At 71.2% G+C, this 15,189-nt stretch carries 13 protein-coding genes and 1 tRNA gene; 13 read left to right on the plus strand and 1 reads right to left on the minus strand.

Annotation, left to right across the window (positions count from 1 at the left end; genetic code table 11):
* Positions 1-68: 68 nt before the first annotated feature.
* The 9 genes from ACQ5BE_RS00180 (at position 69) to betT (ending at position 11,181) form a co-directional block, all read left to right on the plus strand.
* The gene (locus ACQ5BE_RS00180; RefSeq protein ID WP_430294973.1) at positions 69-1,448 is read left to right on the plus strand and encodes a cation:dicarboxylate symporter family transporter; all 1,380 of its coding nucleotides are present in this window, start codon (positions 69-71) and stop codon (positions 1,446-1,448) included.
* A gap of 247 nt (positions 1,449-1,695) precedes the next feature.
* The gene (locus ACQ5BE_RS00185) at positions 1,696-2,595 is read left to right on the plus strand and encodes a ParA family protein (RefSeq protein ID WP_430294974.1); all 900 of its coding nucleotides are present in this window, start codon (positions 1,696-1,698) and stop codon (positions 2,593-2,595) included.
* A 136-nt stretch (positions 2,596-2,731) separates the two neighbouring features.
* On the plus strand, positions 2,732-3,544 hold the full coding sequence (locus ACQ5BE_RS00190; protein ID WP_430295727.1) for a segregation and condensation protein A: 813 nt from the start codon (positions 2,732-2,734) through the stop codon (positions 3,542-3,544).
* On the plus strand, positions 3,534-4,091 hold the full coding sequence (scpB, locus tag ACQ5BE_RS00195) for an SMC-Scp complex subunit ScpB (RefSeq protein ID WP_430294975.1): 558 nt from the start codon (positions 3,534-3,536) through the stop codon (positions 4,089-4,091). The genes ACQ5BE_RS00190 and scpB overlap by 11 nt, the downstream gene beginning before the upstream one ends.
* A 128-nt stretch (positions 4,092-4,219) precedes the next feature.
* Complete coding sequence (locus ACQ5BE_RS00200; RefSeq protein WP_430294977.1) at positions 4,220-5,254, plus strand: pseudouridine synthase; 1,035 nt, start codon at positions 4,220-4,222, stop codon at positions 5,252-5,254.
* Between the two features lie 14 nt (positions 5,255-5,268).
* Positions 5,269-6,369, plus strand: coding sequence for a prephenate dehydrogenase (locus tag ACQ5BE_RS00205; RefSeq protein ID WP_430294978.1), 1,101 nt, complete (start codon positions 5,269-5,271; stop codon positions 6,367-6,369).
* Positions 6,351-7,178, plus strand: coding sequence for a (d)CMP kinase (gene cmk / locus ACQ5BE_RS00210; protein ID WP_430294979.1), 828 nt, complete (start codon positions 6,351-6,353; stop codon positions 7,176-7,178). The genes ACQ5BE_RS00205 and cmk overlap by 19 nt, the downstream gene beginning before the upstream one ends.
* Before the next feature lie 31 nt (positions 7,179-7,209).
* Positions 7,210-8,757 (plus strand): ribosome biogenesis GTPase Der, encoded by a 1,548-nt coding sequence (gene der / locus ACQ5BE_RS00215; protein WP_430294980.1) that lies wholly within the window; start codon positions 7,210-7,212, stop codon positions 8,755-8,757.
* 177 nt (positions 8,758-8,934) lie between these two features.
* Complete coding sequence (gene betT / locus ACQ5BE_RS00220) at positions 8,935-11,181, plus strand: choline BCCT transporter BetT (RefSeq protein ID WP_430294981.1); 2,247 nt, start codon at positions 8,935-8,937, stop codon at positions 11,179-11,181.
* 27 nt (positions 11,182-11,208) lie between these two features.
* On the opposite strand, the gene ACQ5BE_RS00225 is transcribed toward betT, so the two are convergent.
* The gene (locus tag ACQ5BE_RS00225) at positions 11,209-12,333 is read right to left on the minus strand and encodes an ABC transporter permease (RefSeq protein ID WP_430294982.1); all 1,125 of its coding nucleotides are present in this window, start codon (positions 12,331-12,333) and stop codon (positions 11,209-11,211) included.
* A gap of 101 nt (positions 12,334-12,434) precedes the next feature.
* On the opposite strand from ACQ5BE_RS00225, the gene ACQ5BE_RS00230 reads away from it, so the two are divergent.
* The 4 genes from ACQ5BE_RS00230 (at position 12,435) to ACQ5BE_RS00245 (ending at position 15,149) form a co-directional block, all read left to right on the plus strand.
* Positions 12,435-13,031: a TetR/AcrR family transcriptional regulator gene (locus ACQ5BE_RS00230; protein ID WP_430294983.1), complete on the plus strand. Its 597-nt coding sequence runs from the start codon at positions 12,435-12,437 to the stop codon at positions 13,029-13,031.
* Positions 13,032-13,459: 428 nt separating this feature from the next.
* A tRNA-Pro gene (locus ACQ5BE_RS00235) sits at positions 13,460-13,533 on the plus strand.
* Between the two features lie 237 nt (positions 13,534-13,770).
* Positions 13,771-14,709, plus strand: a complete 939-nt coding sequence (locus ACQ5BE_RS00240; protein WP_430294984.1) for a wax ester/triacylglycerol synthase domain-containing protein — start codon at positions 13,771-13,773, stop codon at positions 14,707-14,709.
* Positions 14,697-15,149 carry a WS/DGAT domain-containing protein gene (locus ACQ5BE_RS00245; RefSeq protein WP_430294985.1) on the plus strand — a complete coding sequence of 151 codons (453 nt, stop codon included), beginning with the start codon at positions 14,697-14,699 and terminating at the stop codon, positions 15,147-15,149. Before ACQ5BE_RS00240 ends, ACQ5BE_RS00245 begins: the two co-directional genes overlap by 13 nt.
* The last annotated feature ends 40 nt before the right edge of the window (positions 15,150-15,189 follow it).

The following is a 15,189-nucleotide window of genomic DNA, read 5'->3' on the forward strand; positions in this document are numbered from 1 at the left end:
AGCGGGCGAAAGAGTAGGGGGTGAACAGGCCCACACCGGGCCCCAGCCAAAGTATCAAGGAGCATCCCGTGGCAACGTCGCCAACGGCACCCGAGCGGGCGCCCGCCAAGAAGCCTGCCGACCGCACGCACGTCCTCTACATCGCCGTCATCGTCGCCGTCGTGCTCGGCGTCGTCGTCGGCCTCCTCTTCCCCGGCAAGGACGGGTTCGCCGCGGACCTCAAGCCGCTCGGCGACGGATTCGTGGCCCTCATCAAGATGATGATCGCCCCGGTCATCTTCTGCACGATCGTGCTGGGCATCGGCTCGATCGCGAAGGCCGCCACCGTCGGCAAGGTCGGCGGGCTCGCCCTCCTGTACTTCATGGTCATGAGCACCTTCGCGCTCGCGATCGGCCTCGTGGTGGGCAACTTCATCCACCCCGGCGAGGGCCTGAACCTCAAGGACGCCACGTACAAGGCTACCGAGTCCGCGGACACCACCAACTTCCTGCTGGGAATCATCCCCAAGACGCTCGTGTCCTCCCTGACCTCAGGCGAGATCCTCCAGACGCTGTTCGTGGCGCTCCTCGTCGGCTTCGCACTCCAGCGCATGGGCAAGACCGGCGCGCTGCTGCTCGAGTTCATCCGCCAGGCGCAGGTGCTCGTGTTCCGCATCCTCATCATGATCATGTGGCTGGCCCCGATCGGCGCCTTCGGTGCCATCGCCGCCGTGGTCGGCGCCACCGGCTGGAAGGCCGTCCTGAGCCTGCTGACGCTGATGGTCGCCTTCTACATCACGTGCATCCTGTTCATCGTCTTCATCCTCGGCACGATCCTGAAGGTCGTCTCGGGCGTGAACATCTTCAAGCTCATGAAGTACCTGGGCCGCGAGTACCTCATCATCGTCTCGACGTCCTCCTCCGAGGCCGCCCTGCCGCGCCTCATCGCCAAGATGGAGCACCTGGGCGTCTCCAAGCCGGTCGTCGGCGTGACGGTTCCGACGGGCTACTCGTTCAACCTCGACGGAACCGCGATCTACCTGACGATGGCATCCCTGTTCATCGCCACGGCCATGGGCCAGCCTCTTGCCCTGGGCGAGCAGATCGGGCTCCTCGTGTTCATGATCATCGCCTCCAAGGGCGCGGCCGGCGTCTCCGGCGCGGGCCTCGCGACTCTGGCCGGCGGCCTCCAGGCGCATGCGCCCCAGCTCGTGGGCGGCGTCTCGTTCATCGTCGGCATCGACCGCTTCATGTCCGAGGCCCGCGCGCTGACCAACTTCACGGGCAACGCCGTCGCCACCGTCCTGATGGGCACGTGGACGCGGGAGATCGACACGGACCGTGTGGGCGAGGTCCTCTCGGGCCGGCGGCCGTTCGACGAGACGACCATGCTCGCCGGCCACGGCCACGGCGGCGAGCCCGAGAGCGAGGACGTCGTCGGCACACCGGGCGAGCCCGCCCGCGCCTGACGCGCCCCATCTGAGGGTCACCTCCTGAGGGTCACCTCCCGTGGGTCTTTGCCTGGCATCGACCCGCCGGAGGTGGCCCTCAGCCGTGTCCGGAGGGGAAACCTTGAAGTTCCAGTTGAAGGTGAGGCGCGCCGGACGGGCATTTGTCAAGGTCCCCGGGATGCGTGTTGCCGCTGTGTAGGCTGAGGACTCAAGGACGCCGCAGGCAAGCCAGCCCAGCAAGCGAATCGAAAGTGTGGATGGTTACGTGAGCACAGAGCAGAGCGCCGCGACTCTGGACGGCATTTCCGCAGACATCGCCGGGACCGAGCTCGGCCCCACGGGGCGGCCCCTGCGCGAGTTCCCCGAGCCCGCGCCGCTGTCCTCCCACGGCCCGGCCCGCATCATCGCGATGGTCAACCAGAAGGGCGGCGTCGGCAAGACCACCTCGGCCATCAACCTCGCCGCCGCGCTCGCGGAGTACGGCCGCAAGGTCCTGATCGTCGACTTCGACCCGCAGGGTGCGGCCTCGGCCGGCTTCGGGATCAACCCCCACGAGCTCGAGACGACCGTCTACAACGTCATGATGGACCGCCATGTCGACGTCCACTCGGCGATCCGGCACACCGAGGTCGAGAACGTCGACCTCCTCCCGGCGAACATCGACCTCTCGGCGGCCGAAGTCCAGCTCGTGACCGAGGTCGCGCGCGAACAGGTCCTCGCTGGCGCGCTGCGGCGTGTCGAGGAAGAGTACGACGTCATCCTCATCGACTGCCAGCCGTCCCTGGGCCTCCTGACGGTCAACGCGCTCACGGCCGCGCACGGCGTCGTGATCCCGCTCATCTGCGAGTTCTTCGCCCTGCGCGCGGTGGCCCTGCTCGTTGAGACGATCGAGAAGGTCCAGGACCGCCTGAACCCGCGCCTCACCGTGGACGGCGTCCTGGCCACGATGTACGACGCCCGCACGCTCCACTCCCGGGAGGTCCTCGCCCGGCTCGTCGAGGCCTTCGGCGACAAGGTCTTCGACACGGTCATCAAGCGCACCATCAAGTTCGCCGACGCGACCGTCGCCGCCGAGCCCATCACCCGCTACGCGTCCAACCACCCGGGCGCCGAGGCGTACCGCCGGCTGGCCCGCGAGCTCGTGGCCCGCGGTGGCGCCCCCTAGCCAGGAGGCGGGGACGGCGCACGACGCCGCGCGGCCGGCATCCGCGGACCTCTCGCCCGAGCTTCCCGGCGACCAGCCGTCCGGGAACCGCGGCGGCTTCGAGGTCCGCCTCGAGAACTTCACCGGCCCCTTCGACCTGCTCCTCGGGCTCATCGCGAAGCACCGCCTCGACATCACCGAGGTGGCCCTGGCGACCGTCACGGACGACTTCATCGCGTACATCCGGGCGCTCCAGGAGCGCGGCGAGGACTGGGCCCTGGACGAGGCAAGCGAGTTCCTCGTCATCGCCGCGACCCTCCTCGATCTCAAGGCCGCCCGCCTGCTTCCCGCCGGGGAGGTCGAGGACGAGGAGGACGTGGCCCGGCTCGAGGCCCGGGACCTCCTGTTCGCGCGCCTCCTGCAGTACAGGGCCTTCAAGGAGATCGCAGCGGTCTTCGCCTCGACCCTCGAGGAGGAGGGCCGTCGCTACCCCCGCACCGTGACCCTCGAGCCGTCCTTCGCCGCGCTCCTGCCCGAGCTCGTGTGGCAGCACACCCCCGAGCAGTTCGCGGCCATTGCCGCGAAGGCGTTCGCGCCCAAGGAGGAGCCCCCGAGCGAGGTCGGCGTGGAGCACCTCCACGCTCCTCCCGTGAGCGTGCGCGAGCAGGCCGAGCTCATCGGGCTGCGCCTGCAGGCTGCCGGCCCCCTGAGCTTCCGGGCCCTCACGGCGGACGCCGCGAGCCGGCTGGTCGTCGTCGTGCGCTTCCTCGCGCTCCTGGAGCTCTTCCGCGACCGTGCGGTGGCGTTCGAGCAGGCCGCCCCGCTGGCGGAGCTGAGCGTGCGGTGGACCGCCGCCGACGGCTGGACCTCGGAGCGGATGGGCGAGGAGTACGACGGCGCCGCCGTCCCCGCCGTACCGGGCGGCATGTCCGAGACCGACGAGACCTGGGAGGACGGCCATGACGGATGAGGGCAGGATCGGAGCCGCGCTCGAGGCGGTGCTCATGGTGGTCGACGAGCCGGTGAGCGCGGCCGAGCTCGCGAGCGTGCTCGACGTGCCGCAGCCGGAGGTCGAGGCGCACCTCTCCCGCCTCGCGGGGGAGTACGACCGCCAGGGACGGGGCTTCGAACTGCGGTCCGTGGCAGGGGGATGGCGCTTCTACTCGCGGCCCGACTTCGCGGAGGCCGTGTCCCGCTACGTCATCGAGGGGCAGACCGCGCGGCTCACGCAGGCTGCGCTCGAGACGCTCGCCGTCATCGCGTACCGCCAGCCTGTGGCGCGCTCGCGGGTCGCCGCGATCCGAGGCGTCAACGTCGACTCGGTGGTCAAGACGCTCGTGACCCGCGGACTCGTCGAGGAGGCCGGCACGGACGCCGAGTCGGGGGCCATCCTGTACTCCACGACCTCCTACTTCCTCGAGCGGCTCGGGATCGGCTCCGTGGCCGAGCTGCCCCAGATCTCCCCGCATCTCCCGGGGCTCGACGAGCTCGGCTCGATCGACGGCGCGTACCCCTGACCGCGTGCCGCCGGGGCGCCGAGCGGGCCATCCGGTATCCTTGACTGCGGGCATTCGCCCTCACCTACCAACGCGTCCCTCCGGCAACCCCGGATTTCCGGGCGCTTCATACTGCAAAGGCATTGGTCATGACACAGGCGGGACGCCAGGGTTCACCCAACGGAGGAAACCCTCGCAGGAACGGTTCATCGGGCGCCGGGTCGCGCGGCGGCGCCGCGCGCGGAGGTGCGAAGGGCGCCCCCAAGTCGCCCGCGCGCAAGCGGGGCGATCGCCCCCAGGCCAAGGGATCCGGGGCGGCGCCGTTCGCGGGGGAGCGCTTCGGGAAGAACCTCGGCCCCGTCCGCGGGGACAAGCCGCAGCGGCACTCCGCCGGGGGCCGCAAGTCGCCCACCCCGCTGCCCCAGCACACGCCGCGGTCGCGGGCCGAGATGAGCGAGGACGGCGTGCGCCTGCAGAAGGTCATGGCCAACGCCGGCGTCGCGTCGCGCCGCGTCTGCGAGGAGCTCATCGCCGAGGGCCGCGTCGAGGTCAACGGGCAGATCGTCACCGAGCTCGGTTCGCGGGTCAACCCTGAGACCGATGTCATCCACGTGGACGGTGTGCGGGTCCAGACCAACGAGCACCTCGTCTACATGGCGTTCAACAAGCCGCGCGGGGTCGTGTCCACGATGGACGACCCCGAGGGCCGGCCGTGCATCTCGGACTACCTCCGCCCGGGCTCGCCGGAGCGGCTCTTCCACGTCGGGCGGCTCGACACCAACACCGAGGGCCTGCTGCTCCTGACCAACGACGGCGAGCTCGCGAACCGGCTGACGCACCCGTCCTACGAGGTGCCCAAGACCTATGTCGTGCAGGTGCGCGGCCCGATGCCGCAGGGCGTCGGCGCCCAGCTGCGCCGCGGCGTCGAGCTCGAGGACGGCCTCGCGAAGGTCGACTCGTTCCGGCTCGTCGACTCGACCCCGGGCTTCGTGCTGTGCGAGGTCGTGCTCCATTCCGGCAAGAACCGGATCGTGCGCCGCATGTTCGACGCCGTCGGGTTCCCCGTCCAGCGCCTCGTGCGCGCCAAGATCGGCCCGATCGGCCTCGGAGACCAGAAGCAGGGCACCGTCCGCCGCCTCGGCAAGCAGGAGATCGGCCACCTCATGGCGGCGGTCGGGCTCTGACGCGGGACGAGAGAATGGCTGTCACCCACCTTCACGGGCCCGTCGTCGTGATCGGCACGGGCCTCCTCGGAACGAGCATCGGGCTCGGCCTCGAGCACCGCGGCGTCCCGGTGTTCCTCGAGGACCCCTCGCCGACCAACCAGGCCGTCGCGGTCGACATCGGAGCCGGACGGCCGGTCGCGGAGCTGGAAGCAGACCCCGGCGCGCAGCCCGAGGTCGTCGTCGTCGCCGCGCCGCCCGACGTGACCGCCGACGTCGTCGCGCGTTCCCTCCAGCGGTGGCCGCGCGCCGTCGTCGTGGACATCGCGAGCGTCAAGGGCGCGATCCTCGCCGACCTCCGCGGGCGCGGGGTGGACCTGTCCCGCTACGTGGGCACGCACCCCATGGCCGGGCGGGAGAAGTCCGGGCCGGTTGCCGCCCGCGGCGAGCTGTTCACGTCGATGCCCTGGGTCGTGTGCCCCGGGGGAGAGGCGGCGCCCGACGCCGTCCGCGCGGCCAAGGCGCTCGGCGCGGATCTCGGCGCCATGGTGGTCGAGTTCGGCCCCGAGGAGCATGACGAGGCGGTGGCCCTCGTGAGCCACCTCCCGCAGGTCATGTCCTCGCTGCTCGCCTCGCGGCTGCAGGGCACGGACCTGCGCCTGCTCGCCCTCGCGGGCAACGGGCTCCGCGACACCACGAGGATCGCCGCGAGCGACCCGGGCCTCTGGGTGCAGATCCTCGGGGCGAATGCGCCGAAGATCGTCGAGCACCTCTACGGCGTCCGCGAGGACGTCGAGCGGCTCATCCGCACTCTGGAGGCCCCGGCGGCGCCGGGTGCGCGGCTCGACCTCGCGCAGCTCATGACTGAGGGCAATGCCGGGCAGGCGCGGATCCCAGGCAAGCACGGCGGGCCGCCGCAGGCCTTCGCCTGGCTCACGGTGCTCGTGGACGACCGCCCGGGCCAGATCGCCAGGCTCCTGACGGAGATCGGCGAGATCGGGGTGAACCTCGAAGACCTCCGCCTCGACCACTCGTCGGGACGGAATGTGGGCATGGTGGAGATCTCCGTGCTCCCGAGCAAGCACGATGCACTGGTAACGGAACTGGAGGAGCGCGGATGGCGGGTACTGCAATGAGCGCGCGGCAGGATGCGCAGCAGGGTGGGTCGCTGAGCTCGGCGAGCACGTCCGAGGGGACGTCCGTGCGGTACACCCCGGGCCCCGGCGGCCGTCCGGCGCATTCGAGCCTGCCGCTGCGCGTGGGCCGTCCCCTCGTCGTCGCGATCGACGGGCCCTCGGGCTCGGGGAAGTCGAGCATCTCCAAGGAGGTGGCGCGCCGGCTGCGGCTCGCGTACCTCGACACGGGGGCGATGTACCGGGCCGTGGCCTGGGACTGCCTCGAGCGGGGCCTCGACCTCGCCGACGGCGCCCTCGTCGAGGCCGCCGCGCGGGCACTCGACCTCGAGCTGAGCACGAGCGCCGACGCCGAGCGCGTCGTCGTGCGCGGCCACGACGTGACCGCGGCGATCCGCGAGCCACGGATCTCCTCCGCCGTGAGTGCCGTCGCCACGAATCTCGGCGTCCGCGACGAGCTCATCCGCCGCCAGCGCGCCCTCATCGCCGCGCACGGCCGCCGCATGGTGGTCGAAGGCCGGGACATCACCACCGTCGTGGCGCGCGACGCCGAGGTGCGGCTCCTGCTGACCGCCTCCGAGGAGGCGCGCATGCGCCGCCGCGGCGCCCAGCTCGGCGGGACGCAGACGGCCGAACAGCTGCGCGAGCAGGTCGTGGCCCGCGACGCGAAGGATTCGACCGTCGCAAGCTTCACCCAGGCGGCAGACGGCGTCTTCACCGTCGACTCGTCCGACCTGGACTTCGACCAGACCGTCGACGCCGTGCTCGGCGTCGTGCACGCGGCCGTCGGCGGCCGCCCGGCCGGCGCCTGAGCCGGCCCCCAAAGATGTCAAGGAGACTCACATGACCGAATCCGTGGAAACCGGATCCTCATCTGCCCAGGACGACGAGTTCGTGCCCGAGGGCACCGACGAGGTCGCCGAGCACCTCGCCGCGATGGACGACTCCGAGGCGGAGCAGCGTGCTGCGACGCTCCGGGCCGGGCTGGACGACTACGAGCTGGACGACGAGGACGCGCGCCTCCTAGCGGGCCTCGGCGAGGAGTGGGACCCCGACGCGCCCACGCGCATGGACCCCGTCCTCGCGATCATCGGCCGCCCGAACGTGGGCAAGTCCACGCTCGTGAACCGCATCATCGGCCGCCGCGAGGCGGTCGTCGAGGACGTCCCCGGCGTCACCCGGGACCGCGTGTCCTACCCGGCAGAGTGGAACGGACGGAAGTTCACCCTCGTCGACACCGGCGGCTGGGAGCGCGACGCCAAGGGCATCCACGCCATGGTGGCCGAGCAGGCCGAGATCGCCGTCGGCCTCGCCGACGCCGTGATGTTCGTGGTCGACTCCACCGTGGGGGCCACCGCAACCGACGAGGCGGTCATGCGCATGCTGCGCAAGTCCAAGAAGCCGGTCCTGCTCGTGGCCAACAAGGTCGACGACTTCGCCCAGGAAGCCGACGCCTCGGTCCTGTGGGGCCTCGGCTTCGGCCAGCCGTGGCCCGTCTCGGCGCTGCACGGCCGCGGCGTCGCCGACCTCCTCGACGCCGCACTGAAGGTGCTGCCGGAGTTCTCGGCCGTCGCCGGGGTCGAACGCTCGGGCGGCCCGCGCCGCGTGGCCCTCATCGGCCGTCCCAACGTGGGCAAGTCCTCGCTCCTGAACAAGCTCGCCGGCTCCGAGCGTGCGGTCGTGAACGAGATGGCCGGGACCACGCGCGACCCGATCGACGAGTACATCGAGCTCGGCGGCAAGACGTGGCGCTTCGTCGACACGGCGGGCATCCGCCGCCGCCAGCACATGTCCCAGGGCGCGGAGTACTACGCGTCCCTGCGGACGCAGGCCGCGCTCGAGAAGGCGGAGGTCGCCGTCGTGCTCCTCGCCGCGGACGAGGTGCTCGCGGAGCAGGACGTGCGCATCCTCAACCTCGCGATCGAGTCGGGGCGCGCGCTCGTGATCGCATTCAACAAGTGGGACCTCATGGACGACGAGCGGCGCCGCTGGCTCGAGCGTGAGATCGAGAAGGACCTCGCCCACGTCGAATGGGCTCCGCGCGTGAACATCTCGGCGAAGACGGGCTGGCACCGGGACCGCCTCGTGCCGGCGCTCGAGAAGGCGCTCGAGGGATGGGACACCCGCATCCCGACCGGTCGGCTCAATGCGTTCCTGGGCGAGCTCGTGGCCGCACATCCCCATCCAGTGCGCGGCGGCAAGCAGCCGCGCATCCTGTTCGGGACCCAGGCGCAGAGCCGCCCGCCCAAGTTCGTCCTGTTCACCACCGGGTTCCTGGACCCGGGCTACCGCCGCTTCATCACGCGCCGGCTGCGCGAGACGTTCGGCTTCGAGGGCACCCCGATCGAGATCGGGATGCGCGTGCGCGAGAGGCGCTCGAAGAAGAAGTAACGGCCACCACCGCGGACGACGGCGGCGCCTCACCCACGCGGGTGAGGCGCCGCCGTCGTGCTTCCCGGGATACCAGAAAGGTTGAAGGTAGTACCATTGGAAGGTTGGCAGCGCTCCGTCGGACCGCCGGACAGCCCGGACTCCTGACGATGCGACGGCCAGAGAACAGGAGGATGAGTGGCAGAAACAGCGGATGTCCAGGGATTCGACACCCCGTCGCCGAGGGCGGCGATCGAACGCAGCCGGCTCGGGGGAACCGAGCGTCGCCGGACCGGCGGGGGCGAGGGCCGGCCTCCAGTCTCCAGCGCCGAGCTGGGACGAGGGCCGGAGGAGTTCGGGGAGAGTCGGGGACCCAGGGTCCGCTGGAGGGTGTTCGTCATCTCCTCTGCCATCATCCTTGCCTTCTCGGTGTGGGCCATGGCGATGCCGGGGCACGCCGCCTCGACGATGCATGCGGTCGTCGAGTGGATCGCGACGAACCTCGGATGGTTCTACGTGCTGACCGTGACGCTCGTGATCCTGTTCGTGGTGTGGGTCGCGCTGTCCAAGGAGGGCAGCGTCCGGCTCGGCCCGGACCATTCGCGTCCGCAGTACCGCCTGTTCACCTGGGTGGCGATGCTCTTCGCGGCCGGAGTCGGCATCGACATGCTCTTCTACTCCGTCACGGGCCCGATCACCCAGTACATCGCGCCGCCCTCGGGCTCCGGCCAGACCCCTGAGGCCGCCCAGGATGCGGTCGTCTGGACGATGTTCCACTACGGGGTGGCCGGCTGGGCCATGTACGCGCTGCTGGGCATGGCCATGGGCTACTTTGCGTACCGGTGGGGCATGCCCCTGTCCATCCGAGCCGCCCTCTACCCCCTGCTGGGCAAGAGGGTGCGGGGAGCCATCGGCGACACGATCGACATCTTCGCGCTTGTCGGGACGGTCTTCGGGGTCGCGACGTCGATGGGCATCGGCGTGGTGCTGCTCAACGTCGGCTTCGCGACGCTGTTCGGGCTTGAGCAGGGCCTCGGCCTGCAGATCGCCCTCGTGGTGGTGGCTGTCGTCATGACGATCGCCGCCTGCACCTCGGGCGTGGACAAGGGGATCCGCCTCATCTCCGAGCTCAACCTCTGGAGCGCCGGTGCGCTCCTGCTGTACATCCTCGTGACCGGGCAGACCTCGTTCGTGCTCAACGCGACCGTGGAGAACATCGGCCGCTTCGTCGCCACGCTCCCGGGGCGCACGCTGCAGACCTTCGCCTACGAGGAGGGCGGTTCCTCCTGGATGGCGGTCTGGACGCTCTTCTTCTGGGCGTTCTGGCTCGCGTGGGGCCCGTTCGTGGGCCTGTTCCTGGCCCGCATCTCCCGCGGCCGGACGCTGCGCGAGTTCGTCATCGCGGCCATCACCGCGCCCGTGCTGTGCGACCTGCTCATCGTGGCGATCTTCGGCAACAGCGCACTGTACGAGGTGATGCACGGCAACATGGACTTCGCGACCCTGGCGATGGAGAGCCCCGAGCAGGGCTGGTACGCCCTCCTGGAGAAGTTCCCCGGAGCGCCCTTCCTCATCGGCCTCGCGACGCTGTCCGGCCTGCTGTTCTACCTCACGAGCGCGAACTCCGGCGCCATGGTGATGTCCAACTTCTCGTCGTCGATCCCGGACCCGGGCCAGGACGGGGCGAAGTGGCTGCGCATCTTCTGGGCGGTGCTCACTGCCGTGCTCACCGTGGCCATGCTCATGGCCGGCGGGGTGACCACGATGGAGTACGCCACCCTGATCTTCGCGCTGCCGGTGACGGTCATCGCCTATCTCGTGATGGCGTCCTTCTCGAAGGCCCTCCGGATGGAGCGCGCCGAGCGGGAGGGGCGCGTGCTGCGGAGCAGGTCCACGGCTGCGACCGGCGGCGCGGTGCCCGAGCGCAGCTGGCGCCAGCGCCTGGCCGGGCTCCGGTCCTATCCCTCGAAGAAGTCCGTGGCGCTGTTCATGGAGCGCACGGTGGAGCCGGCGCTGCGGGACGTCGCCCTCGAGCTCACCCAGCAGGGCTATGAGGCGAGCCTCGTCACCGCCGCGGGGGACGGGACGGGCATCCCGACCCACACCCTCGTGGTCAGCATGGACGAGTACCGCAGCTTCCACTACCAGGTCGCAGCGGTCGCGGCGCCCGTGCCGATGTTCGGCGGGCGGGTGAACCAGGAGGAGGACGTCTACTACCGCCTCGAGGTGTTCACCCAGACCGGATCGGAGGGCTACGACCTCATGGGCGTGACCCGTCAGCAGGTCATCGACGACGTCCTGGACCGGTACGAGGCGCACCTGGGCTTCCTCGCGTACTCCGCCGAGCACTCCGCGGCATCGATGCTCACCCCGCCGGTCGACCTCACCACCGGCCAGGTCCCGAGCGTGCCGCTCGACGGCGAGCCGGAGAAGGCCCCCGCCTGAGCGGGGGCGCCCGGGACGCGCGGCACGCTACACCTCGGCGACCGCGGGCTCGTTGCGGAAGTGCCCGACGGCGATGAGCACAGCGCCGACCACGGCCCAGCCGACCAAGACGAGCCATGGGAACAGCGCCGAGGCCTCCGGGAAGTAGGAGAGGTCGCGCAGGAGCGTGCCCGACGCGCCGGGGACGAGCCACTGCCCGACATCGCCCCACGGCGCCGGCAGGAACTCCTTGGGCTGGGCGAGCGACGAGAGGGGATTGCCGACGAAGAGCGTGAGGACCGCGCCGAGGGCGATGCCTGCCCGGCCCAGGAGCGCGTTGAGGCCCACGATGATCGCCGCAGTGGCGACGACGCCGAGGCCTATCGCCCCCGCGTTGGCCCAGAAGCTCCCCTGGAGGATGTGGAACCAGCCCTGCAGGATCCCCGCCAGACTCAGCCCTGCCAGGACGCCGTAGGCGGCGATCGCACCGAGCCGGCGCCACGTCCCGGAGACGAGCAGCGAGATGAGCACGCCGCCGATCATCCCGCCCATGGCGAGCGGCAGGCCGGCGACGGCGAGCCCGGTGCCGCGCGGGTCGTCGGGGGAGAGGGGCGCGACGTCGGTCACCGTCACCGTGGGCGTCGCCGGCGCCTGCTGGGGGGCCGGGCTCTGCTGGGCCGCTGGCCCGGGGCCCTGCGCCGCGTGCTGCGCAGCCTGGACGAGGGCCTCCTGCAGCCTGGCGATGGCCTGCGCCTGGATCTGGGACTGCATCTGCTGGCCCACCTGGGTCAGGGCCTGCGCGGCGGCTGGGCTCGCCGCGCTCGCGATGAGTACCTCGGGCGCGTTCCCGAGGATGATTGCTCCGTAGGCCTCCTTCGTCCGGATGAGCTCCACCGCCTCGTCGCGGCCCGCCGCTGTCCGCACGTCGAGTGCGCCCGCGGGCGCCTTGGACGCGACCTGCGCGACCTGCTCCGGCGTGCCGACCGCAGCGACGGGCAGGTTCTGGACCTTTGCCGTGACGCTGGGCCATGCGAAGGCCAGGAGCACGATGCACACTGCGATGGCCGCGAGGACCGCCGTGCGGAGGGCGTGCCCCCATGGTGTGTGGGCGCCGCGGGCGGGGCCGTCCCGATGCGCAGGGGCGGGTGCTGGGGTGAGCGTTCCGGTAGACATGATCGTCCCTCTCGCTAAAACGAATGCCTGTTCTCTATTGTCCTCGCGCGCAGGGATGGGTCAAGAATGATCATTCGTTTTCTTTGCGGTACCGTGGCCTCATGCCGAAAGTGAGCGAGGAGCACCGCGCGGCCATGCGCGAGCGGATCCAGGCTGCGGCCCTCGCCTGCGTCGCGGACAAGGGCTTCTCGAACGTGTCGATGGCGGACATCATCGCCGAGGCTGGTCTCTCTGCCGGCGCGGTGTACGTGTACTACCGCTCCAAAGAGGAGCTCGTCGTCGACGTCGGCCGCAGGGTCTTCGGCGAGCGGATGACCGCGCTCGAGCAGCTCGGCGGCCACGACCCCGTTCCCCCTCCCGCCGAGGCCGTCACCGCGCTCATGAGCGGTCTGGCCAGCACCGCCTTCTTCCCGGGGGTCGCCGTCCAGGTATGGGGAGAGGCAGTGCGCAACGACGAGTTGGGCGCCATTGCCCGGGACATCATCGCCCAGATCCGCGCGCACATCGAGCACTATCTGACGGCGTGGCTCGCCGCCTCGCGGGGCCGGGCGGCCGACGCCGCAGCCTCCGAGGCGCGACACCTCGCCCCTGCTGTCATGGGACTGATCCAGGGCTTCGCCGTCCAGGCCGCTCTCGGGGGGCCGGGGATCGAGGCGCGGTACGTCGAGTCGGCGCGGGCCCTACTCGCCAGCCTCTGACCGGCGCAGAATGTCCGAGTGGATCCACTCGCAGTCTTCACGCGCCTCATCATGGAGGGCTTCGCCACGGGCAACGACGCGGTGGTGCGCGGCGTGCGGCCATGATCCTCGACGTCGCCTGCACGATCGATGACCACGTCCTCGACGGGGACACCCTGTGGGTTCGCATGACGTCCAGGGGCACCCACTCCGTGCCCGTCATGGGGCGTGCCCGAACGCTTCGCGCTCATGTCCCAGGTGGGCGCGTTGCGCCGTCCGACGCCGCCGACGGACGCCTGAGCACGGGGCGATGACTGGCCGGATGGGCCCTCGTCAAGGAGCCACGCGGACCTTCGGCCGATTCGCGCGATCCGCCCTCGTCGGATATGCTGGAGCGGTTGCTTGGCCGGGCGCGAGAGCGAAAGTGATCGTGTTGGGCGTGCGATGTTCGGGCTGTAGCGCAGCTTGGTAGCGCACTTGACTGGGGGTCAAGGGGTCGCAGGTTCAAATCCTGTCAGCCCGACGAACAAGCCCCGGCGAGACGATGTCTCGCCGGGGCTTTTGGCGTCCCCCACCGCGGACCGGGCCGTTGGTCCCTAGCCTGCAGCACACCGCTGAGCTTGACTGTGCGGAGGAGCCTCGAGGAGAGGCATCCCGAACGGGCCGACGCCGGGGGCGACGACGCCGGCCCCACGACGCCGCTCGCGGAGGTCAAGCAGCTGGCCTCCGGGGACGGTTCCGTGGAGGGGCGGGAGGGCGGATGCCGAGGTCACGCGATCGGCTCAGCGCCCTCGACTCTCTGTTCCTGCGCCTGGAGACTGGAGTCCAGTCGCTGCACGTGGGCGCCGTGCTCATCCTCGAAGGACCAGCCCCGAGCCCGGAGCAGTTCCGGCACCACGTCGCGGAGCGGGTCGCCTCCGTGCCGATCCTGGGCCGGCGTGTCCTGCAGATGCCCCTCGGGCTCGGACGTCCGATCTGGGTCGACGAAGAAGGATTCGACGCCTCCGACCATGTGCACCACTCCCGCCTCGACGAGCCCGGCTCGGACGACCAGCTCCGCGCCGCGGCGGCGCGTCTCATGGCCCCCCGGCTCGACCCGCGCCGCCCGCTCTGGGAAGTCTGGCAGGTCGACGGACTCGCGGGCGGGCGATGGGCTGTGGTGGCCAAGGCCCACCACACCATGGTCGACGGCCGGTCCGGCGTGGGCCTCGTGCAGGCGCTCCTGGCCGACGGCGCCGGCCGGGTCCCCGCTGCTGCCCCGGCCGCCCAGCCTCGGCCGAAGCCGTCGACGGTCCAGCTCGCCGTCGACCTCCCCATCTGGGCGCCCGGCCTTGCGCTGCGGACGCTCCGGCTCGCCGTGCGCTCGCTTCTGGCCCCCGGCGCTGCGCTGCAGAAGCTGCGGGCCGTCCGATTCGGACTGGCCCAGGTCATCTGCCCAGACCTTCCCCCGTCCGTCCTGAACGGCCCGCTGGGCGCCGAGAGGCTGTGGGGATGGGCGACTGCCGACCTCGCCGCCGTCCAGCGGCGCGCACGCGCCGCGGGCTGCACCGTGAACGACGTCTTCCTCGCAGCCTTGGCCGGCGCCTTTTTCGGCGATTCCTGCTGGACCGGGGAGTGGACCTCCGGACGGTGGTGCTCCGGACCATCGTGCCCGTTGCAGGCCCTGACCGACGCCGGCCGGGAGCGGTGCGCAATCTGACCTCGGCGATGTTCGTCGAGCTGCCCGTCCAGCTCGCCGACCCTGCGGCCCGGCTTGCCGCCGTCACGGCGCGGACCGCCGAGCAGAAGGCCCGGGGGGTGGCCGAGGCGACGGCCGCGTTCGTGGCCATGGCAGACCACCTCCCCGCCCCGCTGCTGGCCCGTGCCGGCACCGCCTACGGCCGGGCCCGGCAGGGCAGGGTCAACGTCGCCGCGACCAACCTCCGCGGCCCCGGTCAGACCCAGTACCTGGCCGGCCGCCGCGTCCTCGCCGTCATCCCATGGGTCCCGGTGGCGCTCGACGTCCGCGCCACAGCGGCGATGATCAGCTACGCCGGGGCCCTGACCGTCGCCGTCACCGCCGACGCCCAGGCGCTGCCCGACGCCGCCCGCCTCGTCAGCGCCGTCGGGGAGGAGCTGGCCCTGCTCTCCGACGACTGACCCACCCACCCGCCCTCCTGCGGCAGGTGCTGCTCCCGCG

The sequence above is a fragment of the Sinomonas sp. B1-1 genome (genome assembly GCF_050474465.1).
Lineage (GTDB): Bacteria > Actinomycetota > Actinomycetes > Actinomycetales > Micrococcaceae > Sinomonas > Sinomonas flava.